Raw genomic sequence first — 20,504 nt, forward strand, 5'->3', positions numbered from 1 at the left:
GGCCTGGACAGCATCCACCTGCTGCTCCCGGAAGGGAGTCTGCGCGACTGCCACACATGAGCTTCCACCGTGTTTTCCTCCTCCTCCTTGCTTGGTGATCAATGACCGGGATTTGCAACACCTGCGGGCTTAGGGGCAGGAGTAGACGGTCAGGGTGCCGGAGCGTCCATTGACCTGGCCGTCGAGGGCGAAGGTGCCGGCGATCTTCATCCCGGCCCGCTGGTACCCGACCACCCCGGGGTGGATCACGTACCCTTCTGCGCCGTCCAGGGTGCTGCCCCAGGCCGAGGCGACCTGGACGCACCCGCCCGTGAAGGGCACGAATCCAGGAGCTCCCAGCCCCATCCGGGCCGCATTGATCGAAGAGAGCGTCTGCGGCGGGTAATGGTTCTCCTGAACCGGCGGCTGCGGCGCCGGAACGGGCGCCGGCGCCGGGGCAGGCTTAGGCGCCGCGGGCTTGGGAGCGGGCGCCGCGGGCGCCGGTGCCGGAACCCAGCCGCCACCGTTGGAACCACTGGTACCGGAGCCTCCGCTACTGCCCTGGGCCGGTGCGCCGGCCTGCGGGATCTGCCCCTCAGCGGTTCCGGTGTCAGGCTGCGACTGCGACGTCGCCGACCCGGCGGCCGGGGCCTGGGCCGCGGATGCCGTGCTCTTCGGGGCGGGCTTGGCCTTCGCTTTGGCCGCGACCGGCTTCTTCGTCGCGGTGGGCTTCGGGGACGGTGACGCCGTCGTGGTCGACGGCGTGGCCACCGGGGCCTGCGATGTCGCCACCGCGGCCGGTTCGGCCGTGGGCTGGTTGGTGGCCACGAGGATCCCGGCGATCGCCCCTGCGATCACCACGGCGGGGATACCGAATGTCACGATCCTCTTGGCGCGGCGGCTGGGCTGCGGTTCCGTTTCTGGGGTTTCTGCCTGGTGCTCCATGGTGAACCTTCCTCCAAAGGTGTTGAGTGAGTGAATCTGTTAGGCCGGGACGGCGGTGATGACGGTGTTGTCCCGGTAGTTCAGGGACCCGTCCGGCAGGGTGATGACCGGTCCCCCGCAGGTGGCCAGGGCCAGGGTGCGGGGGCCGGTGGTGATGAACAGCCCAGTGGGAGCTTGGTCTTGGTGTAGGTGGCGAGGCTTGTCACCCGCCACGAGCGCAAAGCTCCGTCGGCGTCGACCGTGAACACGGCCGCGCCGGGAGCGACGCCGGAGATCTCCGATATCGGGGCCAGGGACCCGTCGGCGTGGTCGACGTGCCCGGCCAAGAACGTGGTCCCCTGCATGGCGGTCAACGGGGAGGTGCTCTTCAGCCAGGCGATCTCCGGGGCTTCCGGGATCACCATGCGCCCCGCGCCCGGGCCGGTGGTGCCGGTCGGCATGAACGGCAGCTCCAAGCCCAGCGACGGGATGCTCACTGTGTTCTTCCCGGGCTTGTTCGCCGGGGCCTTGATCGGCGTCAACGCCGCGCCGGCCGCAACCGTGAACGGTGCCGCCGGTTCGGGGCGGGCCGCCTCTGCAGGGGCCGTGGCCGTCAGGTACGAGTACGCGCCGACGACGGTGCCGACGAGGCCGCCCCCAAGCAGCAGGAGACCGAGAACGCTACGCCGCGACGTCGTTGTCGAGCGGTTCAGGTGCCGGGGAGCGTGCCCGTTACTCATGCTCAGCCCCCAGCTCGGGGACCACATTCAGTCGCCCTGCAATGAGGGCGAGGGCTGACCCGACGAGCTGCAGGACGGCGCCGGCCAGGACCATGCTGAGCAGATAGATGGCGTCGGTGAAGCCCAAGAAGAGGCCTGCGAGACTAACGATGCCGGCGATGACGCTGAAGGTCATTGAAACAATGCAGACAGCCTGGTGAACGCTGGGTGTGACAGTCAATTGCTTTCCTCCTGGTGTGCGGAGCTTGTTAGTCGAGTTCCCACTGGGGTTGTGAATCATCGAAGCGCCAGGCATCCGCAAAGCCGTGTGCGGTGAAGATCGCCTCGACCTCCCGGGCGATCCGAGCGTCTGTGAGCTGCTGGTTGGTGGTGAGACCGAAAGAGGACACAGCGACTTCGATTCGGGCATCGGCAGAGACGAACAGGAACACATCCAGCCAAGGAGCCAGACCTTCACGGGTGCCCCAGTCCCACAGTTGCGTGTACATCGCAGCGTGCTCGGGCTTCCCCCAGACCAATCCCTCCGGGTGCTCCGAGACTAGGGCCGGCCAGTTGATCGGGTCCCAGTACCGGGCGAACTGCGGCCACCCAGCCTCCACACCCCGGATCGGGAACCCTCGAACCGCGGCCAGGAACCAGCCCGGCAAGGGGCTGGACTCGGGCAGAAAGTACGGGCCGTTGTGGAAACCTGTCACGTCCTCCCACAGCCGCTCGGCCAGTCTCAGAGCCGGTACGCTGAACGCCTCAACATAATCCGTGGACTGGTACAGGTACCCCGTCTGCCTCAGCCGGGCAAGCTCAATACTTGTTGCTTCAGTCATGAGGTCCCTCCTTTTTCTGTGGTGGTCATCTGTTGTGATCGGTGGTTTAAGGACGCTTCTATGTCTGTCAACTGGGGATTGGTGTCGCATGGAGGGTGTTCAGTAGGTTCGGGTGCGGAGCGCCTGGAGTGTGGTGCGTGATCTGCCTGGCGTCCGCACCCGGTGTTGGGGGTGGGGAGTCGTTGAAGGGGGTGAAGGAACGCGGGGAGAGTGTTGGTCGAGGGGGCCTCCCCGCGCTCCTTCATGAGCCGATCAGCAGGGAGGACTACTTATCGGCCGTCTTGCGGCGGCGTGCCATGATCAGCACGCCGGTGAGGGCAGCCAGCACGCCCGCGCCGATACCGGCGGCCGGGCCTGCGAGGTTGCTGGTCGGTTCGGCCTGGGCGTGGCCGGTGGGGACCTCGGGCTGCGTCACGACGCTGGCCGGGACCACGGGCTTGGGCGCGTTCGGCAGGACCGGCTTCTCCGGGGTGACGGGCTTGTTCGGGGCGAAACCGATCACGATCTCGTCCTTCTCACCGCACTTACCGGTGTGGAGGATGCTCTCGGTGGCCTTGCCGTCCTTGTCGGTCACGGTGACCTTCAAGGTCTCGACATAGCCGTAGGTGCCCTCGTGCTTGATCTCGTGGCTCGGGTACGTGATGTTCCCGGGACCGGTGACCTTCTGCCATTGGGAGGTGTAGGACGGGTTCAGGCACACGGCCTGAGCGGAACCGTCCGTGGAGTTGTCGAACTTGAACTGATCGACCTTGGTCTCCACGACCACGCCCTCACCCGAAGGCACGGTGCCGGAGAGGACGCCGGTGTCGTGGGCGGTGACCGGCACGGTGCCGTTCTCGGAGGCCTTGGTGACGATCGTGGGCTTGGTCAGCTTCACGGTCTCGTTGGGCAGCTGGTGCTTGCCCGTCCAGCCGGTGGTGGTGGCTGTGGGGGCCACGGTCTCCTGCCAGTAGAGGCAGCCCTCGCCCTTGTTCTCTTCCCAGACCTTGATCACCAGATCCCACGGGACCGAAAGTCCCGGGGTGGTCCAGGTGCCGTTGCCCTTGACGTCGGTCTTGACGGTGCCGACGAGCTGCGCGTCCGCCGGGGCCTTGTCGGTACCGGCAGCGTCAGCCTTGCACTGGGCCGTCAGGTACAGGTTTGAGACCACGGTCAGGGTCTGGCCCTGGTAGTTGCCGGACACGCTCACGGAGTCGGTGACGACGCCGTTCTTGATGTCCGCGGCCTTGGTGACGACCTGCGGGGTGAACTTCTGCAGGGTCTCTTCGCCGTCGGCGTTGAAGGGTGCCTTCCAGTCCCCGATGAAGAACTCCTGCTGATCGGCAGGCTGGTTCTTCTTCGTGAAGGACGCGACCGGGTAGTACCAGCCGGCCTTGTCGGACTTCTTGTCCGCGGTGACGGTGATGTCGCCGGCCTTGGTAGCAGTGCCCTGACCCTTCGCGAACGGGGTCGCACCGGCCGGGACGGTAGCGATGTTCTTCTGCTCCACCTTCGTGGGCGAGTAGTACCAGGTCACGTCGAACTTCGCAGTCACTCCGGGGATCCAGGGGCTCCCGGCGGCGGCCGAGACGTGCAGGACGTCAGTCAGGGTCTCCCCTGCCTTGACCTCGACCACGGCGGTGGAGGTCGCCTGCGGCTGGAAGGACACGGTGGCCTGGACGTCGGCCGAGACTCCCCGGACCTTCGTCACGCCCGGGGAGGCGAGCTGCTTCTGCTTGCCCGGCTGGGAGTAGGTCTCCAACCAGCCGGCCACGAGGTTCTGAGTTTCCTCAGTCACCACGACCGGGCCGGTCTGGGTGGCGTGCCACGCCGGGGAAGACCCCGCCGCGCCCGTCCAGACATTCTTCCCGGTCGAGTCGAACACCGCACCACCGGAGAGGGTGAGGGTCACCTGCGCGGCGACCGTGCCGGTGGCCGAGTTGACCTGGGTGTTCTCCACGGTGCCGGACTTCGCATCCGAGAGCACCAGCTGGGGCTTGACGTTGTACTTGCCCGTGTGACCGGCCGAGGCCGCCCACATCTGATCCGCCAGCGCCTTCGTCGCAGCACCCTCAGGGGTCTGGGCGAGGTAGGTCAGGATCGGGTCCTGGTTGCCCTCGTAGTAGATGTGGCTGGCATACGCCTTAGCCGCATCGTTCTCCGACGTCGAGGCATAGTTCGCGAAGATCCAGGCCATACGGGCCGCGCCCTGCGAACTGTCCTGGCCCCTGCTCCAGGTACCCGAGGCATCGAACGGCACCCCGAACTCACCGCAGAACGTCCGGACGTTGTTCAACCAGTAGGAGCCCAGCACGACGTTCGTGACCGAGGCCCCTCCCCCACTGCCGTTGTAAATCTGGCCCGTCGCTGCATTCTGATCACCATTCGGCAGCGACGCGCCCGGGGCCGGGTTGTTGTAGCTGGACACCGCGGCATTCGCCGCCGGCGCCACCCCCACCAATGCGACACCCGAGAGGACCGCCGCAGCGGCCACCCCCGACATCACACGCCGTGCCCCCAAACGAGGCTTGCTTTGGACTTTCAAGGCTTCTCCTTGGTCGAGCGTTCGGACTCCAGTCGGAGTCTTCATGGGCTGCGAGGCAGCTCCACCGCGTACCCTACCTATATCTAGACGCATAATCAATAAACAGATGTGCGTAGATTGTCTATGTACCCGTCCAGGAAGAGTATGCCGTGTCTGCTAAGTTCTCAGATGTGCCAAAGATCGTCCCCCCTAGTCATGACTCGTGGTCAGCCGAAGCTGAGACCGCGATGGCGCTGCTGTCCACGGGCTTGAGAGTCAGTGTCATGGCTTATCTGAACTCTGCTGAAGGACGCGAGGGTGTCACGAAGGCGATGATCGCGGACGCGACTGGAGTCTCGATGGGGACGATCAACGCGACGCTGATCGAAGCAGAAAAACGCGGTCTGCTGACGGTGAAGGTCGATCGGGTCCCCAGTCAGGGAGGCGTCAATCGGTACTACCTTGACCATGAAAAATATGAATCCGCCGTCCAGGCATGGCTAGATTTCGCGCTAGGCAAGGGATTCACCGACGAGAATTTCCGTCGATAAAGCAACAAAGAGGGGCGGACAGCAACTGCTGTCCGCCCCTCTTTCATGCTCTCAGGCATCTGGTCGCAGGTGAGCCATGATGAATTGCTCTCCTGGGCCAACGTTCGTCAGACGGATCCAGCGGAACCGGAATGGTTTCCAGTCTCCGTTGTCCCCCAACATGAATGCTGGGTCGAGGACGCCTTCCGCGCCGACCTTAGATCCCGCCTGGAGCTCCTGGAAAGACTCAGGTGCCATAACGTCCGCCAGAGACGGCGTCGTTGGACGTTTTAACCCGAAAGTGGCCCAGTTGTCGATAGGGAAGTACAGGTCCCACGTCTTGCTGTCGATTCGGATGAAGAGGCTGTCCTCCGCGGCCAGGCTGGCCGCTCTCTGATAGAGGTCCCCTGTGAGAGTGTCGGTGACGGGCCGGATGATCGGAGTTCCCTTGCGAGCTTCCCGAGCGATCCCCCGTAGCCAGAAGAACGATGACTCATCCGGATCATCAGCTGTCCATCCGGAGAATTCCAGCTGCTTCTCCCGAGACCGGCCACCGCCTGGAAAGATGTAGTACTTGACCAGGAACCTGGTGTCTCGAATGTCCATCCCATCGCGAATCGCACCTTCAAAAACATCTCGGCCTCTCGGCGAAATACTCTGGTTCATCCACTGAGCGATGCTCCCCACCGGCTGGGCGTTCTCATACAAAGCGAACATCCCGGCATCCCACGATTGTTCAAGGAGCCGCTTGGTGTCAGTCTCGACCTTCCACTCAACAACCCCTACTTCCGGGCGGGGTGGTAGTGGCGCGGAAGGATCGGTGATGATACCCATGATCCCCACCGTCGTTCCGGAGATCGGGGCAAGGATTGGATCCACCTTGACGCGGACAGTACCTCCTTCCCATGTGGAAGTCGTATCCAACGGCTCTCGGTTCTCACGGACCTTCTTGGCGGCCTTGATCAGGAGAGCGGCCCCCACCTTGTCCAAGCTGCTTCTGAGGGATTCGCCCCCAAAGTACTGGTCACCGATACTGAGAAGGCCCAGTGGGCTATCGGGAACGCCGTCAGCCACTATCCACTTTCCATGCGTGGCGTGGTACTGCCGGTTGCTTCCCGATTCAGTAGCCATAACCACCGCCTCCTGAGACAGGAACGGAGGCCCCGGAGAGGTACGTAAACTGTGAGACTCCGAAAACAACGTCTGCGATCTCCGCTGGAGTCGCTGGGCGCCCGATAGGGGTGTCTTTGAGCAGAGCTGCTTTCTGTTCATCGTTCAAGGCGTCGTACATCGCCGTATCCGTCGGACCCGGGGCGACGGCATTGGCCCTGATCTTGCGCCCGATCCACTCCTTCGAGAAGGAGCGGACGAAGCCCTCAAGCCCAGCCTTCGCGGCCGTGTAGTTCGTCTGACCAGGCACACCGAAGCGTGCGCTCATGCTCGTCACGAACGTCAGCGAACCGCCCTTCTGCTTCAACATGGGCCTGAGCATCGCCTGCGCAAAGAGCATAGGCGCCACCAGATTTGTCTCAAGTACTGCCCGAATGTCCTCCTCTCTCATTCGGAGCAGGAGGTTATCGCGGGTGATACCCGCGTTGAAGACTGCATGGGAGATTGCGCCTCCCAACAGTTCGGTTGCAGTTTCTACAACCTTTTTGATTGATTCACCATCCGCAGTTCCCTCCGGACTCAGGAGATCTGTCGTGATGGCCAGGGCTCCGTCGGGCACCTCTCCCGACCTCGTCGTCGCTGCGACGGTGAACCCTTCTGACAGGAACTTCTCAGTAATCGCCGCGCCGATTCCTCTGCTGGCCCCCACAACCAGAACCGTTCGGCCGACTTGACTACTCACTGTTTCCCCAATCTGTTACTCTGGCGGCGCTTGTTCTGCCGCTTGAATCCAAGCGGTGGTTCCAGTCCGACCCGCGATGGCGGTCGGGCTGTCCGCTCTTGACCCAAGAGTAAACGACATGACTGAAGTACACGGAACGACCAAGCTCTACACCAAAGACGCAGCAGGGCTCCTACGACATCTCGCCACAACCTGCCCCCACACTGAAGACGAGCTCCGACAAGACATCGAAGCCACCGGTGAAGACGGGCTCAAAGCGGCATTCAACACCTTGCTAGCCGCGGGGATCATCGCAGTCGGCGCCGGCGGCTACCTCGTCATCAACCCGCACCCCCTGCTCAGCCTGGCCGGACTGGGAGCGTAGCCGGATGCCCGAAAATACGAGCCCATCCGTCACCACCGTCCTCCCCGGGTTCGACGTAGTGGAGGGCACCGCGTCGAACTGGGTCATCGTGAGAAATCCCGACTCTCCGGACTGGCTACTCATCGACGGCGGATACCCAGGTGACGCGGACACTGTAAAGAGCAGCCTGGCTCAGCTCGGCTGCGCTCCCGAGCACTGCAAGGGCATTCTGGTCACACACGGGCACGTCGACCACATCGGGGGCATCTCCTGGCTCGCGAACGAGTTCGACGTGCCCGTGTGGTGCCACGAAGAGGAAGTATCCAACCTGCGAGGGCCAAAACGAGAGCAGGTGACCCTCGGAGAGGTACTCCTTCGAATTGCCCGCCCACGCGTGCTCAGGTGGCTCCGCAACATTGTGAAACACGGCGCTCTGGGCGACATCTCCCTCGAGCCGACAGACACCTTCGTTGACTCCGAGGTCCTGGCGCTGCCGCGATCACCGCAAGCAATCCACGTTCCCGGCCACACCTCCGGCTCAGCCGCCTACCTCTTCGTCACCGACAACGGGAAGATCCTGGTCTCCGGAGACGCGCTCGTCACCGACCATGAGCTCCTACCCCGCACAGGGCTCGCTAGGACCCTGCCGAAGTTCTTTGCGCACAACCATCGGCGAGCCAAAGAGAGCCTGAAACGCCTCAAAGACCTCAACGCCGACATCGTGATTCCGGGCCACGGGGGCGTGGTCTGGAACCGATGACGAACCTCTCCCCCGCGGCGTCGGAATCAGCGCCACGCCCCACTTCCCCAGAAACGGTGAACAGATGAGCTGGATCAAAAACGTAACCGCCCGGATCCGCCCGGCTACCCAAGGGTTACCCGCAGTCCCGGAACCACAGGCTTGGGCCAGCCCCGCGCAGATTCGCACGATGCGCGCGAAAGCTGCTGCCGCTGACCCTCACGAAGTAGCAGCCGATCATCCCGAGCTGTTCACAGCCTGGACAGCTGGGACCTTGCGTCCCTGGCGTTGCGCAGCGGCGCTCAATAAGGCCCGGGCGACCGGGGAATGGGTCTCAGAAGCCTGTGGCGCACATGGCCTCGAGGCCGGCTACTGGACAGCTGGGCGCCTCTACCCCACATGGGAGAACATCGTCCGGCTGGCGGCACTAACCGGCGTACCGCTCGCTAGTCTCATGGCGGACGACGACAGAGGCGTCAATTTCGTTGGGTGCGGTCAGGCGGCCTTCCTACGAGACATAGAAACCCGCTACCTCCCCCAACTCGTAACCGGAACTGTCGCGAATCACCCTGCGCCAATGAGCACGAGCGAGGCCGACTCGATCGTCCGAGATGCGTACCACGAGTTCATCTCACCGATTCTCCGGGCCCTTGATCGAGATGTCCCCAAGTCATGAGGGATCGATAGACCAATTGAGGTCGAAGTTAGGGTAGCGGGCGACACGCCGACGGACATGGCTGGTTTTAAACAAAACTCGGTGAAGGATGGACCTATGGCTGAGTTGAAGCGCACCGGACGGCCGAGGGCCGCTGCTGGCACCCGCGTACGCGACTTTCGCACTGTAGCTGTCCAGTTGCCCCCGGCGTACGAAGAAAAACTCGAGAAGATCGCAGAGATCACCGGCACCCGTGCTGGACGCTGGACAACCGACCGTGTCCTGGAGCTCCTTGATCTTATCGACCTGGAAGCTTTGGCCGCAGCCAACCCTCACCAAACCGCAGCTGTGCAACACACATCGAGAGGGGCGCTGCGAGTGGCCTCGTAATGACGAAGGCCCCGGCACGAATGCCGGGGCCTATCGAAGTCTCCCGTTACCGATTCAAGTTTGGCGACTAAGCGGTAACGGTATCGAAACCCTCCCTTGCGGGTGGGTCCCTTTGTAGTTCCCTCGACCAAGAAAGAAACTATGTCTAGTGTACCTACCGGTACCGACAGTGCAAGCACTGATATCGCAGTTGCGGCTACACCGTTACCAACTCCAGAGCAGCTGTGGGTTCTGGCTCCCCTGATTGCAGGTACTCCCAAGTACCGCGCCGGCTTCTGGCGGGGGCCGAAGTTCGAGTACCCGGAGTCCGAGACTCGCCCCCTCGGCGCCCGGCGGCCGGCACGCCCGGCTGCGGTCATGCTCCAAGGACCTGACGGGACCGTCGCAACCTTGGCTCTGGATCTGGATACCTCGAAGGCGTCCCAGGCCGTGGTCGACGCTGACGCGCAGCTGCTCCGTACCCTCCTGACAACCAAGGGGTTGCTGTTCGTGGAGGACTACTCCCCCACCTCCGGCGGCCGGCACTTCTACATCCCTTTGCAGGAACGCATGGACGGCGCCGAGGCCCGCGAACTCGTCGAGGCGATCGGACGTCGCTGCCCGAGCCTGGATGCCGGCCCTCACCAGACCGGCGCCCACGGCTGCATCCGCGTTCCCGGATCCGAACACAAGCGCGGTGGCCACCAGGTCCTCGTCGGCTCCCTGAACACTGCCTACCACTATCTGAAGGTCAGAAACCCAGCCGTCGGGATCCGCGCGCTCCAACGCGCCTTCGCTCCCGAGCTGCACCGCGGCGCCGAGGAAGCACGCCGGCGGGAGACCGCGACTCGGTTGATGACCGCTGAGGTGTCGAGCGCGGCCGCCGGTCACAGCACCGCCCTCCCGGCCGCCGGCGCCTTGTCTCCGCTGCGCCTGCTCGCCAGGAGCGGCCTGTACGACACGGCGCGATACCCCAGTGACTCCGAGGCCCGCATGGCGGTCCTGAACCACCTCGCCGGATCCGGATGGTCCTACACCGACGTCCTGGCCGGCCTCGAGGACCAGTGCAAGGGCCTACCGGGCCTTTACGGCTCTGAGAAGCGCCTGACCAGGCTCCTGCCCACCGAATGGGCCAAAGCCGTGGCGTGGACGTCCGAGAAGAACGCCGGACAAGCACGCCGGCAGAAGCATGGTCATAAATGCAACACAAGCAAGCCGGTAACCACGGGGGGGGCATTAACCTCCGACAGCGAAAAGTCATCCGAAGCGATCCGTCACTTACTCAACGACGTCGAGAACGTCATTGAGAGCTCCGTGGACGACAGGCTGGCCCGACAAGGCCGTGAAGGAACTTCCCTTCGGCTGCTCCTGCGCGCGGTCATTGGTTTCTGCAGAGCCCAAGAGACCCAGGTGATCGACGTCGGAGTGAGAAGCTTGGCCACTGCGATGGGCAAAAGCCACGTCACGATCGCACGACTGCTGCACCGGCTCGCGGCTACCAGCGACGGAGTCCTGACTAAGGTCGCGGACGGCCGCGGGAAGAACGCTGATTTGTACGTGGTGGATCTGCCTGAGAAGCACCAAGAGCTCGCCACCAGCCTCTCGTGGCGCCGCGGCCGATCCTATGGCGTGAGGCCTGTCTTCCGAGTGCTCGGGGACCACGCAGCACTCGTTTTCGAGGCGATTGAGCGCGCCCGCTACTCCCCCACCACCGCCGACCTCATCCGGACCACCAGGATCTCTGCAGGCACAGTCCGCCAAGCCTTGGACACCATGACCGGGCTCGGCATGATCCACCGCCGGGCAGACATGAGCTGGGCCATTACCCACACGACGAACCTTAGGCGCCTGGCCATACAGCTCGGAGCTGACGTTGACGTCGCCGAACAGATCCGGCTCTATCGTCTCCAACGGCGCCGCTGGCACGACTGGTTGGCCCGCCACGACCCCGAAAACGGAGACCTCTCCCCCACCGACCTCTATGACCATGAGAAAGATGAATACTGGCTCCCCCCAGCCGACGATCTCCGGCCAGCATTCTGGGCCGCGGCGTAGAGATAGTTTCCCACAGCTAGCATAATGCTAGCAGTGCGCTAGTATTATGCTAGCGAATAAGTATCGAAGCACTAGCAAAGTACTAGCATGTTGCTATTGCATTGCTACTGTTTCGATAGTAGTTTGATAGCATGATCATCGTCATTGGAAGCGAAAAGGGCGGCGTCGGCAAGTCGACCACCGTCACCAACCTCTCAGTTGAGCTCGCTAACCGCGGCTGGAATGTCGCCGTGGTGGACGCGGATCGTCAACGGTCGACCGCACGATGGGGTGAGGACCGGGAAGAGCAGGGCCACGAGCCGCGGATCTTCGTGGTTGAGAAGCTGAACAGCTTGCACGAGACCCTTAAGGAACTCGACAGCAATTACGACGTCGTTCTGGTCGACGTCGCCGGCAAGGACTCCAAGGAGATGCGCACGGCCATGACGGCAGCTCACCAGCTGCTCGTTTTGACCCAGTCAAGCCAATTCGACCTCGACACCCTCGCCACGGTTGACCGCCTCATCGAGGCCGCACGGGACTTCAACCCCGGCCTGCGCGTGCGCGGCATGCTCACCCGAGTGCCCACCAACGCCTGGGAGACGGAGAGCGACGACGCCCGCGAATACCTCAAAGACTTCCCCGCAATCGAACCGATGCGGACGGTCCTGTATGAGCGCAAGGCGTACCGAGACGTCGTGGGGGAGGGGCTTGGGGTTGTCGAATGGAAGAACGCGAAGGCCAAGAACGAGATCCGCAACCTGGCCGAGGAGCTGATGAGCTGATGGCACTCAAGAAGCGCGGCAGCGCCCTTTCGGAACGTGAACGAAGCGAGGCGATCGAAGCCTTCGGTGATGCAGCCGAACCACAACTAGCGGCAGTGAAGGCGGCTACCGTCGAAAAGTCGGGACCACCCGTCGTCCGACCTCGCGCGACCCCAGGGCGCGCCGACGGACGATCCAAGCCCGACGCCCGCACAATGCTGCTCAGGTTCGACGACGACCCGGCCCTCATGCAGTTGCTCGTGGAAGTAGCCCAACTCGAAGGGCGTATGAAGCATCCCATGGCGCTCCGAGCGCTCCGCATCGGGCTAGAGCAGGTCCGCGACTCCTACGACGGTTAGTAGCAATTTGCTAGCAAAGTGCTACTTTTGCGCTACCAAATTGGTAGTGATTTGATAGCACTTTGCTAGTGCGGTTATCCTCACGGCCACGGCCCCACACCTCCAGCGGGGGTGTGGGGCTTTTAACGCCTTATCCCATCAGCGCTTTGAAGCGCTCTTTGAAGGCGGCCTCGATGATGGCGGATGCTGCACTCATCGAGGCGTGGCCAGGATCTGCGGCGACCGTGAGCTCGACAAGGGCAGGATGGAAGCTTTGTCGGAGCTCCTTGCCAAACAAGGAGTTGCCGCACCTGGCGAATGATGTGTCTGGCCCCATCGGCTCGCGGCTCAGAAGAACTTCCAACGGGGTTCCGGTCAGGGCGGCGAGTCGGACGGTGTTCTCCCAGGACGGGTAGAGGTGGCCGGCCTCCCACAGATCGACCTCGGGTTCAGCGGCACCGCACGCAGCGTCTACCCATGCGCCTTCAGCCTGGACGGCGTCCAGGACCAGAGTGCACCGGCGGGGGAGTAGCGCGCCGGCCTTCCATTCCTCGAACAACTCAGGACGCTCCTGACGCACCCGGTCGGGGTCGACCTCAGCGGCGCGTGCTTGCATCTGTTCGATCGCTTTGGGTCCAGCTTTCCTCACCACAAAGCCCACACCGGCCTTCTGACGCGCCCCAAAAATCGTCCTTAACCAATTCGCCATGCCAGAACCCTATCGCCCCTCAAATCCCCAGCCATAGCCAGTCGACTACGACGGCCGGCGAGGATCCGCGCACGTGTCGGGACGGACACCCGGCCGCCCGCACGAAGGGACCACCCTTACTCGTTGTCCTCCCGGCCACAGCTGCGGTGGCGGTCAGGACTTGGCCCTCTTCGCGGCAGCGCGTTCCTTCGGACTGAGGGCTGGCGTGAACTGCTCGGTGTCGATGATGTGCTGCATTTCCGGATCCGGAGCGATCAACTCAGGATCCGAGAGGCGCCGGCCGAGCTTCGCCGGGCTGTTGTAGTCCCTGGAGATCGCATGGAACTGCAGCCGCTCTGTCTCGGTGCGCGAGAAGTCTTGGAGCGCGGCCAGCAGCTCCTTCCAGGGGTCCTTCTCGCCCTTGCCCGGGTCGGGCCGGCACCGATCGTCAAGAAGTCCTGACGCAGATCCTCCGGGATGAAAATCGGCTGCCTGGTGTGGACCTCGCCGGCGGCGAGGGAGGCATCCATCGTCACTATCACGAACCCCTCGTCGGGGTCGACAAGGCCGGCCGCAGTCAGCAGCGGGGCGCCGTCGTCATGGATGAACACCGGAACCTTGAAACCCTTACGTGGTTCCACGAATTCAACGTATCCACTCATCGGAATCAAGGCCGTATGCCCGCCCCGGTACAGCTCACGCCAGCGCTGGACCCTGAAAACCGAGTCCGCGCGGGCGTTGATCGACATCACTTCCGGCTTCTGGAACACGGCGCCCTTGATACCCCACGGCGTCAGGGACAGCTCCCGGGCGGCACCGTCGGAGTCTCCGCCGGCGGCGGTCAGCGCTGGAGCTGAGAAACCCCGCACAAAGCTGTACGTGGGCCTCCACCGGTCCGCTTCGACAAATGTTGCGTCTAGTTCGTCTTCCAGCTGCTGGGCCGTGAACCCGCGTCCGTATCGCCCGCACATGCCTCAGAGCCTATGCCTGCCCCGTAGGGCCAGGAAAGGCCCCTCAGGATCCCGTGCGGGGATCCTTGGAGGTGTTGCTGGTGCGGATGGAGATCACCACGGAGCCGGACGGCACGGCCGCCCGGGCGGCCTCCAGCGCCGAGGAGTAGTCGGGCCCTTCGCCCTCGACGTACTGGAAGACCTCGGGGGAGGCCTCCCGGCCTTCCTGGTCCTTAATCGTAAGCCACACCTGCATGGTCTCTATTCTCCCTTCAGCTGGCCTTCACGACGGCGAGCTCGTCCCAATGCGTGGTGGCTCTCGGTGTGAGCATGTCGCGTTTCATTCGCCAGGCTGGTCCCGGTCTCATGCCGGCCCAGCCGAGCCCTACGGCCTCGGTGCCGTGGCGTTTCTGGATCTTGTCGACAAGATCAGCGATCCCGCGTTCCTCGTGGACGAACCGGAACGGTTCTAGAGCGCCTTGCCCGGTGGCCGGGCGCAGGTCGGTGAGCATCACGCCGGCGCGAACGAACTTCGCCCTGGGCTGGATCCTGGACAGGAGCCGGTGCGCGGCCCGGGTGAGCTCCACTGGGTCCGATGTTGGCGCCGGCAGCGGCACCGTGACCGAGGGCCACTGCACCGGAGCGGACGCGAACGGAGACGTCCCCGCCCAGGCCGTGAGGACCTTCGCGACCTGCTCGTGCTTGACCAGGCGCGCCGCGGCCTGGGAAGCGTAGACGGAGAGGACCTGGCGCATGTCCTTGGTTGTGGTCACCGGATCCGAGAACGACCGGCTGAAGATCAACTGGTCCTTGCCCTTGCGCTCCTCCTCGAGCTGCACGGCCTGCACCCCCTGCAGATCCAGCACGGTCCGCATCACCACCACATTGAACCGCTCCCGGATCCTCACCGGGTTCGCTGCGGCCAGGTCGCCGGCGGTGTAGATTCCGAGGGCGTTCATGCGCTTCTCCAGCCGCCCGGCCACGCCCCAGAGCTGGGAGACGGGCAGGCGTTCGAGCAGCTGCTCACGCCAGCGCGGGGGAGTGTCCTGCCAGACACACACGCCACCGAACGTGGCCGACTTTTTGGCCCATTTGTTCGCCAGCTTCGCCAGCGTGAGCGTCGGTGCGATTCCCACGCACACGGGGACGCCGACCAGGCGGCGGACCTCGTCCTTCACCTGCCGGCCGAACGCTTCTAGGTCCTGTTCCGCAGCGCGTTTCCCGAGTAGGAGAAACGCCTCGTCGATGCTGTATTGGCTCGTGGGAGCGTGTCTGTTCAGGACCTCCATGCAGCGCTGGCTCAAACTCCCATACAGTTCGTAATTGCTGGAAACGGCGGCCAGGCCGATCTTCTGAGCGATCGGGCGCAGCTGGAACCAGGGCGTGCCCAGCTCGATCCCGCGAGCCTTCGCCAAGGCATCCGCAGCCACCACACACCCGTCATTGTTGGACAGCACCGCCAACGGCACGCCCTCCAGCTGAGGCGAGAGAACCCGCTCGAAGCTCGCATAGGCACTGTTGACGTCAACGTGCGCGTAGAGGGCCGGGTGGGGGTCAACGGGGGACACTGAGGACCCTCCGGTTCCCGAGCTGGTGCAGGACCACCGGCGCCACACCGAAGATCGACAGCTCACGATCGGGTGTCACCGGGATCGCCGGAACCCCGGGAGAAGCGGACTGCAGAAGCACTAGACCAGGTCGCGGGACGATCAAGCGCTTCATCATGAACTCACCGTCGAGGGCGGCCACGACGATGTCCCTGTGAGCCGGACGGAGAGAGCGGTCGACTACCAGGACGTCGTCATCAGAGATCCCTGCCGCCTCCATCGCCTCGCCCCTGACCCGCATGAAATGCGTCGCCGCAGGATCCCGCACCAGGATCCGACCGATGGTGTGATCCCCATGAAAGTAGTCCTGGCTGGGCAGAGGGAAGACGCTCATGCGGTGCTCCAATAATCGAAACTTAGTTCTAACGTTCCGCCTATCTGCCCCACATGACCGAACGTAGATTCGATTCTACGCGGCGCGGTCTGACATCGAATCACCCAGCCCGGCCCCACTCGGTCGCGCCCAACGACAGTGGATGGGGACCCAATTCCCGAGCGGAGGCACCGCGCGGCGGCGACGCCCCCAGGAACCCGCAGGGTTCTGGTGCGACGGCAACTAGACCCGGAGTGGGAACGTGCCGTCCCTTAGGCTGGGCGGCACGTTCCTGTCCGCTTCGCGGCTGACAGTTCAGCCGACGATAATGTTCGCGAACGTCTTGACCGTGAATATCCATAGAATGCCTCGCACGCCGCCACCACCTACTGAGGGAGAAAGCATGAGCACAGAGAAGCAACCGGGCCAGACGTATCGTGCCGTGTGCCATCAGCACCCGGAGCTGGACTTTCCTGTCCGCGCGGACCGCATCGATGCAGTCGAAGACAAGAACTCGCATCTGCGGCAGCCTGGAAGTCACCACGTCGCCGTTCTCACTGTTGATCTTCCCCCGTCTGAGGTTGAGGGTTTCCCTCCGGCGGGGTACGCTCGTCAACTTTTTAGCGAGCTGGAGCGGTACCTGCATCCAGAGCCTAGACTCCATGACGGTGGTGAACCAGCCTCGCATCCTGTGCTGGAGTGGAGCCCTATAGGGATTGTTCCCACCTTCACTGACGGCAAGTCGTACTCGTGGATCATCGATGGGCGGATCCACTTGGAGGCCAGCAGGAACATGCCCTACGAGGCGTGGGCGGAATTCGAAAGCCCAAGATCGCGTAACCGGGCGAGGTATTTGGCGACCTTCGCGCCCTGTGCCAACCGAGAGCCGTGGTTCGAGATCTGGCGACTCTCGGAACCCGATGCGGCGGGGAATCGCACCGCCAGCAAACTGGATTCCGCGGTGGCAGGGAGAGCCGTTTCCACCACTGGTGGGTCCGCGGGGCTACTTGAATTTTGGGACCGTGAAGCACGCTCGCCGCTGATCATCATGCTGCAGGCTCGGGAGCAGGCGCGATCAGATGCACGGGCTGAAGCTGACCGGCAGGCACGATCGGCGGATCCGCTGATCGATGTCGTGGACCGGCTCGCAGAGGCAGCGACCGATTACGCTGCTGCGGCGGAAGTAAACGATGAGGAGGTTCTGGGTAGTGAAGCTCAGCGCATTCGGAAACTCATTGGCGAAATCTCCCCTGGAGATCTCGCCGAAGTCCTCTTTCGAATCACGGTCAGTTACGGCGAAACGTGCATGCTGATCCCCGAGGATGACTGAATTAGTCCGCCGTTCCTGACCCAAGCTCCCTAATCGGTCGTTTGCGGCCACCGCTCCATCGCTGCTGGTCGCCGCTGTCATGAAGTCCAGGCGGCAGCCCACTCGTCGAGGTCGCTGATCCAGAGCCGAAGGGGTTGATTAGCCATGACGATGGGGCTAAGGCCCCCATCCTGTCTCACAGCCGCTTCGATGTCCTCCCTCGTAATGCCGAGGTGACGAACTCGCTTCGCAGCATCTTCCAAGGTGACGCTTACTACCGGGTGGTGCATCGTGGGTCCTCTCGATACGTGGAGCCATCAGTGTGGCAGCCGTAGGCGCGCGATTTCAGGACCTCACGGACCACCCGCGACAGGGCGACCCCACTTTGTTCTCGTTTATGAGGGCTTGCCGAGGTAAAGAATTGCCCGGTCTGAATTGTCCGCCCGGGCGCGTCGTTATCGGTCGAATGCGTGGTGGCCGTCAGGATCTCCTGACGGCCACCACGCATAGGGGTTTCGGCTAAGTGTTAGCGGATCCCGAATTCGGTGGACTCGCTCTCCGGGGCCCGGTACCGCGCCTCGGTTTCGACCCGGTGCCCATCTTCGCAGGTGCGGACCTCAATCACGCCATCCTCAGTCAGGTCGCCGGGGCCAAGATCGACCTGGCACTTGCATCCTTCGCACCATTCCAGCACCCAGCGCTTCAAGTGTCCGCCGTAGTTTGACTCGATGTTGTTCATTGCAGACCTCCTCGTCCCTACTCCTTGGAACCATTATCGGGACGACACTATCGGTCTATGAAGCCGCTTCGGACAATAGCTATTGTTGCCACCAGCGACAACACCTGTTGTCGAAAGGACTGGTCATGGCCGAGGAAGTGCCCGTAGCTCACGCGTTTGCCGGGGGAGAGATTGACTGGCGCAAGTGGGGCAGGGGGTGGGAGGCGGCGGACCTGCCGGAGGGGACGCATCAGCAGTGGCAGGCGGTCATGCGCTACCGGACTCAGCTTCCCGATGACGCCGTGGTCCTGGCCCGTCATGGTTGGACTCCACAGGATGTCGTGGCCGCGCGGACAGACTGGTTCGGGCGCTTCCCGGAGATGTTGCGGGGCGGAGTGAAGGAGCTGTATCGAACGGAGGAAGAGGCTGTGGCCTGGGCGTTGCTGGCGGATGAGACTGCCAAGTATCACGAGAGTCAGCGGCGTTTGGTCTTGGGAGAGCGGGCGCAGTTCATCTCGGATTTGGCGGAGCGTCTGCCGGCGGGCCGGCGGTGGTCGCAGGCCCGAGTGGCGGAGTTGCTGGGATTGAAGAAGCAGCGGGTACAGGCGATCCTCAAACGAAAGTCGCTGGACTGAACCGCGCCGTGATCGATCGATTCAGACAGGACCTGCGAATGAGCGATGACCTGGTATTCCAAGCTCGCCGGGACTATGGCGAGCTGATAGCGAAGATCGTGGTGTGGCCGAAGGGTCTCGGGATCGACGTGCACCTCATCGGCGGAAACGTCGTCCAGCTTTACCCTGGCGGGCGTAAGCACCTGCTCGAACAACCGACCGGGCACGTGAAGTTTCGTCGCGGCCTGGCCGCGTTGCGTGGCTCGGTCCGCCGCTTGCTGAGGCGTTCATAAACGGTCGTTTCTGACTCATTGCGGGGTCAGAACTTCACGGTGAACCCAAGTTTGGCAAGTTCCTTACCGAGGCTGAGTTCCCACTGGTCCTTTCCGATGTACACCAGTCCTTTGATATCTCCGGGCAGCTCCACCCCGAAGTTCATCACGATGACATTCTGTCGACGGAGCTTCCCGCAAAAGTACCCAAGCTCAAAAACAACGTTCTGACGAGCTCGTTCCTCCGAGACGCCGGGGGTGCGTTTGGCATGAGCTATGTCGTCGGGGGTCATGAGGACGACCGCGCAGGCTGCATCAGCTGAGTACGACTCGAACTTCTCAATCAACGTCAGGCCCGAATTGAGTTGTTGACTCAGGATGATTGGTTTGACTTCAGCATGTTCGATGATCCAGTGCGCGACTTCATACTTGAGCGCTTCATTGTGTCCGTGCACCAGGAAGATCTCTCTCGGAACCTCATTCGGCTTCCGTTCGCCGCGTTCCAGTTTTGCTGGCACTAGGGCCTCTCTCGTGTTGGGCGAGGACTTAGGCGCTTGATCTGTTGCCGGGGAAGGCGTGATAGCCGGGAAGGCCGAGAGTTTGAAGTTCTCATCTAGCGCGAATCCTGCGGACTCTATTGCTTCGCGTAGGCTGTTCCACGCTGTTCCCTCGCCGATCGGACCCTCGGAATACCGGCCCATGGCGTGCTTTCGCAGCGCTTCAAGTAAGCCCCGCATGAGTCTCTCCGCTTGCTTGTCGTTTGCTCTCGTGAAGGCGTCGATGATCTTCTGTTCCTTGGTCATGCCCTCAGGCTGAGCAAGCCCGGCCGCAGTGATCTTGCGATCAATAGCGGAATGGTTCGGTCCGGCGCCCTGCTCCCAGAACTCGGCAAAGGCGTCTACTAGTAGCGCGCCGAGAGTGTTTGTCGTGGGGCCATCGTCAAGGGTAAAACTCATTTGTCCATTATTCACGGGTCCGGGAGTCTCGTGGTTCATATTCGAGGTCTTCGCCCGACAACCTGCGACTCGCATGTTTGGCCGGGGGTGTGAGTTCGAGTCGAGCCGTAATCGTTCGTTTCTGGCGCACCGGTTCCCTCCGCGCCGAAGGGCGCGCCAAGCGGCCCGAGTAATGCGTCAGAAACGTGCGTCATTCAGACTTTGCGTCAGAACATTGAATCTATCGTTTTTGACTCATTTTTGATAGAATGGAGTGTCGAGCAACGAGAGGGCATCGCATGCACACTCCGGGCATTACCGAGGGTGAACGGCGGCGCCGGATCGCGGAAGCACGCCATAGTGTGGAGATGGAAGGTCTCACTGTGAGTGCCGCTGGCCTGGCGGATGCTGAAGAGTATGTTGCTGGCGGCATTGACTCGGACGAGCTGGTAGCTCGAGCTCGTGCCCGCTATGGGCTTGGCGGAGTCGCTGAATAGACTTAGAGGC

General features: G+C 63.0%; 24 protein-coding genes. 10 read left to right on the forward strand and 14 right to left on the reverse strand.

Annotation, left to right across the window (positions count from 1 at the left end):
• Positions 1-129: 129 nt before the first annotated feature.
• The 5 genes from BLV63_RS00225 to BLV63_RS00245 form a co-directional block, all read right to left on the reverse strand.
• Positions 130-924 carry a hypothetical protein gene (locus BLV63_RS00225; RefSeq protein WP_066217163.1) on the reverse strand — a complete coding sequence of 265 codons (795 nt, stop codon included), beginning with the start codon at positions 922-924 and terminating at the stop codon, positions 130-132.
• An 80-nt stretch (positions 925-1,004) separates the two neighbouring features.
• Positions 1,005-1,643, reverse strand: a complete 639-nt coding sequence (locus BLV63_RS18560) for a class F sortase (RefSeq protein WP_074783855.1) — start codon at positions 1,641-1,643, stop codon at positions 1,005-1,007.
• Positions 1,636-1,818 carry a hypothetical protein gene (locus tag BLV63_RS00235; protein WP_139244585.1) on the reverse strand — a complete coding sequence of 61 codons (183 nt, stop codon included), beginning with the start codon at positions 1,816-1,818 and terminating at the stop codon, positions 1,636-1,638. Before BLV63_RS00235 ends, BLV63_RS18560 begins: the two co-directional genes overlap by 8 nt.
• Positions 1,819-1,891: 73 nt before the next feature.
• Positions 1,892-2,464, reverse strand: coding sequence for a hypothetical protein (locus tag BLV63_RS00240; RefSeq protein ID WP_066217158.1), 573 nt, complete (start codon positions 2,462-2,464; stop codon positions 1,892-1,894).
• 265 nt (positions 2,465-2,729) lie between these two features.
• Positions 2,730-4,988, reverse strand: a complete 2,259-nt coding sequence (locus BLV63_RS00245; protein ID WP_157412739.1) for a hypothetical protein — start codon at positions 4,986-4,988, stop codon at positions 2,730-2,732.
• 149 nt (positions 4,989-5,137) lie between these two features.
• On the opposite strand from BLV63_RS00245, the gene BLV63_RS00250 reads away from it, so the two are divergent.
• A complete protein-coding gene (locus BLV63_RS00250) occupies positions 5,138-5,518 on the forward strand; it encodes a hypothetical protein (RefSeq protein WP_139244587.1) in 381 nt (126 codons plus the stop codon).
• A 51-nt stretch (positions 5,519-5,569) separates the two neighbouring features.
• On the opposite strand, the gene BLV63_RS00255 is transcribed toward BLV63_RS00250, so the two are convergent.
• Both BLV63_RS00255 and BLV63_RS00260 read right to left on the reverse strand, forming a co-directional pair.
• On the reverse strand, positions 5,570-6,628 hold the full coding sequence (locus tag BLV63_RS00255; RefSeq protein WP_139244588.1) for a hypothetical protein: 1,059 nt from the start codon (positions 6,626-6,628) through the stop codon (positions 5,570-5,572).
• Positions 6,618-7,349, reverse strand: coding sequence for an SDR family NAD(P)-dependent oxidoreductase (locus tag BLV63_RS00260; RefSeq protein ID WP_074783857.1), 732 nt, complete (start codon positions 7,347-7,349; stop codon positions 6,618-6,620). Before BLV63_RS00260 ends, BLV63_RS00255 begins: the two co-directional genes overlap by 11 nt.
• A 118-nt stretch (positions 7,350-7,467) precedes the next feature.
• On the opposite strand from BLV63_RS00260, the gene BLV63_RS00265 reads away from it, so the two are divergent.
• From BLV63_RS00265 to BLV63_RS00285, 5 genes are all read left to right on the forward strand, one after another.
• Complete coding sequence (locus BLV63_RS00265) at positions 7,468-7,713, forward strand: hypothetical protein (RefSeq protein ID WP_139244589.1); 246 nt, start codon at positions 7,468-7,470, stop codon at positions 7,711-7,713.
• 4 nt (positions 7,714-7,717) lie between these two features.
• Positions 7,718-8,452, forward strand: coding sequence for an MBL fold metallo-hydrolase (locus tag BLV63_RS00270; protein ID WP_066217148.1), 735 nt, complete (start codon positions 7,718-7,720; stop codon positions 8,450-8,452).
• 1,414 nt (positions 8,453-9,866) lie between these two features.
• Positions 9,867-11,510, forward strand: a complete 1,644-nt coding sequence (locus BLV63_RS00275) for a hypothetical protein (RefSeq protein WP_254780405.1) — start codon at positions 9,867-9,869, stop codon at positions 11,508-11,510.
• A gap of 131 nt (positions 11,511-11,641) precedes the next feature.
• A complete protein-coding gene (locus tag BLV63_RS00280; RefSeq protein ID WP_066217144.1) occupies positions 11,642-12,274 on the forward strand; it encodes a division plane positioning ATPase MipZ in 633 nt (210 codons plus the stop codon).
• Positions 12,274-12,612: a hypothetical protein gene (locus BLV63_RS00285; RefSeq protein ID WP_066217142.1), complete on the forward strand. Its 339-nt coding sequence runs from the start codon at positions 12,274-12,276 to the stop codon at positions 12,610-12,612. The genes BLV63_RS00280 and BLV63_RS00285 overlap by 1 nt, the downstream gene beginning before the upstream one ends.
• Before the next feature lie 130 nt (positions 12,613-12,742).
• Here BLV63_RS00285 and BLV63_RS00290 read toward each other — a convergent pair whose 3' ends face one another.
• The 5 genes from BLV63_RS00290 to BLV63_RS00310 all read right to left on the reverse strand — a co-directional run bounded on the left by BLV63_RS00290 (position 12,743) and on the right by BLV63_RS00310 (position 16,170).
• Positions 12,743-13,300, reverse strand: a complete 558-nt coding sequence (locus tag BLV63_RS00290; RefSeq protein WP_139244590.1) for a hypothetical protein — start codon at positions 13,298-13,300, stop codon at positions 12,743-12,745.
• Positions 13,301-13,554: 254 nt separating this feature from the next.
• A complete protein-coding gene (locus BLV63_RS00295) occupies positions 13,555-14,250 on the reverse strand; it encodes an SOS response-associated peptidase family protein (protein WP_066217138.1) in 696 nt (231 codons plus the stop codon).
• A 43-nt stretch (positions 14,251-14,293) separates the two neighbouring features.
• Complete coding sequence (locus BLV63_RS00300; RefSeq protein WP_066217136.1) at positions 14,294-14,485, reverse strand: hypothetical protein; 192 nt, start codon at positions 14,483-14,485, stop codon at positions 14,294-14,296.
• A gap of 16 nt (positions 14,486-14,501) precedes the next feature.
• On the reverse strand, positions 14,502-15,797 hold the full coding sequence (locus BLV63_RS00305; protein ID WP_066217133.1) for a Y-family DNA polymerase: 1,296 nt from the start codon (positions 15,795-15,797) through the stop codon (positions 14,502-14,504).
• Positions 15,784-16,170 carry a LexA family protein gene (locus BLV63_RS00310; RefSeq protein ID WP_066217131.1) on the reverse strand — a complete coding sequence of 129 codons (387 nt, stop codon included), beginning with the start codon at positions 16,168-16,170 and terminating at the stop codon, positions 15,784-15,786. The genes BLV63_RS00305 and BLV63_RS00310 overlap by 14 nt, the downstream gene beginning before the upstream one ends.
• 382 nt (positions 16,171-16,552) lie before the next feature.
• Between BLV63_RS00310 and BLV63_RS00315 the strand changes: the two genes are divergently transcribed.
• A complete protein-coding gene (locus BLV63_RS00315; protein WP_139244591.1) occupies positions 16,553-17,479 on the forward strand; it encodes a hypothetical protein in 927 nt (308 codons plus the stop codon).
• Positions 17,480-17,984: 505 nt separating this feature from the next.
• On the opposite strand, the gene BLV63_RS00325 is transcribed toward BLV63_RS00315, so the two are convergent.
• Positions 17,985-18,197, reverse strand: coding sequence for a hypothetical protein (locus BLV63_RS00325; RefSeq protein WP_066217125.1), 213 nt, complete (start codon positions 18,195-18,197; stop codon positions 17,985-17,987).
• Positions 18,198-18,322: 125 nt separating this feature from the next.
• Here BLV63_RS00325 and BLV63_RS00330 point away from each other — a divergent pair, with 125 nt between their 5' ends.
• Both BLV63_RS00330 and BLV63_RS00335 read left to right on the forward strand, forming a co-directional pair.
• Positions 18,323-18,811, forward strand: coding sequence for a hypothetical protein (locus BLV63_RS00330; RefSeq protein WP_066217123.1), 489 nt, complete (start codon positions 18,323-18,325; stop codon positions 18,809-18,811).
• A 38-nt stretch (positions 18,812-18,849) separates the two neighbouring features.
• Positions 18,850-19,083, forward strand: a complete 234-nt coding sequence (locus BLV63_RS00335; RefSeq protein WP_066217121.1) for a hypothetical protein — start codon at positions 18,850-18,852, stop codon at positions 19,081-19,083.
• Positions 19,084-19,109: 26 nt separating this feature from the next.
• Here the strand turns inward: BLV63_RS00335 and BLV63_RS18040 are convergent, their stop codons facing one another.
• Positions 19,110-20,018, reverse strand: coding sequence for a TIR domain-containing protein (locus BLV63_RS18040; RefSeq protein ID WP_066217119.1), 909 nt, complete (start codon positions 20,016-20,018; stop codon positions 19,110-19,112).
• A 278-nt stretch (positions 20,019-20,296) separates the two neighbouring features.
• Here BLV63_RS18040 and BLV63_RS00345 point away from each other — a divergent pair, with 278 nt between their 5' ends.
• Entirely contained in the window at positions 20,297-20,494 is a 198-nt protein-coding gene (locus BLV63_RS00345; protein WP_074783859.1) for an antitoxin VbhA family protein, read from the forward strand.
• Positions 20,495-20,504 lie beyond the last annotated feature (10 nt).

Source organism: Arthrobacter woluwensis, assembly GCF_900105345.1.
Classification (GTDB): domain Bacteria; phylum Actinomycetota; class Actinomycetes; order Actinomycetales; family Micrococcaceae; genus Arthrobacter_E; species Arthrobacter_E woluwensis.

Bases quoted from the DNA above. Each gene is read 5' to 3' on its own strand.
- BLV63_RS00345 (WP_074783859.1), top strand. From the start codon at position 20,297: ATGCACACTCCGGGCATTACCGAGGGTGAACGGCGGCGCCGGATCGCG.
- BLV63_RS00270 (WP_066217148.1), top strand. From the start codon at position 7,718: ATGCCCGAAAATACGAGCCCATCCGTCACCACCGTCCTCCCCGGGTTC.
- BLV63_RS18040 (WP_066217119.1), bottom strand. From the start codon at position 20,018: ATGAGTTTTACCCTTGACGATGGCCCCACGACAAACACTCTCGGCGCG.
- BLV63_RS00330 (WP_066217123.1), top strand. From the start codon at position 18,323: ATGGCCGAGGAAGTGCCCGTAGCTCACGCGTTTGCCGGGGGAGAGATT.
- BLV63_RS00255 (WP_139244588.1), bottom strand. From the start codon at position 6,628: ATGGCTACTGAATCGGGAAGCAACCGGCAGTACCACGCCACGCATGGA.
- BLV63_RS00290 (WP_139244590.1), bottom strand. From the start codon at position 13,300: ATGGCGAATTGGTTAAGGACGATTTTTGGGGCGCGTCAGAAGGCCGGT.
- BLV63_RS00335 (WP_066217121.1), top strand. From the start codon at position 18,850: ATGAGCGATGACCTGGTATTCCAAGCTCGCCGGGACTATGGCGAGCTG.
- BLV63_RS00280 (WP_066217144.1), top strand. From the start codon at position 11,642: ATGATCATCGTCATTGGAAGCGAAAAGGGCGGCGTCGGCAAGTCGACC.
- BLV63_RS00285 (WP_066217142.1), top strand. From the start codon at position 12,274: ATGGCACTCAAGAAGCGCGGCAGCGCCCTTTCGGAACGTGAACGAAGC.
- BLV63_RS00240 (WP_066217158.1), bottom strand. From the start codon at position 2,464: ATGACTGAAGCAACAAGTATTGAGCTTGCCCGGCTGAGGCAGACGGGG.
- BLV63_RS00325 (WP_066217125.1), bottom strand. From the start codon at position 18,197: ATGAACAACATCGAGTCAAACTACGGCGGACACTTGAAGCGCTGGGTG.
- BLV63_RS00315 (WP_139244591.1), top strand. From the start codon at position 16,553: ATGAGCACAGAGAAGCAACCGGGCCAGACGTATCGTGCCGTGTGCCAT.
- BLV63_RS00265 (WP_139244589.1), top strand. From the start codon at position 7,468: ATGACTGAAGTACACGGAACGACCAAGCTCTACACCAAAGACGCAGCA.
- BLV63_RS00310 (WP_066217131.1), bottom strand. From the start codon at position 16,170: ATGAGCGTCTTCCCTCTGCCCAGCCAGGACTACTTTCATGGGGATCAC.
- BLV63_RS18560 (WP_074783855.1), bottom strand. From the start codon at position 1,643: ATGAGTAACGGGCACGCTCCCCGGCACCTGAACCGCTCGACAACGACG.
- BLV63_RS00300 (WP_066217136.1), bottom strand. From the start codon at position 14,485: ATGCAGGTGTGGCTTACGATTAAGGACCAGGAAGGCCGGGAGGCCTCC.
- BLV63_RS00235 (WP_139244585.1), bottom strand. From the start codon at position 1,818: ATGACCTTCAGCGTCATCGCCGGCATCGTTAGTCTCGCAGGCCTCTTC.
- BLV63_RS00295 (WP_066217138.1), bottom strand. From the start codon at position 14,250: ATGTGCGGGCGATACGGACGCGGGTTCACGGCCCAGCAGCTGGAAGAC.
- BLV63_RS00225 (WP_066217163.1), bottom strand. From the start codon at position 924: ATGGAGCACCAGGCAGAAACCCCAGAAACGGAACCGCAGCCCAGCCGC.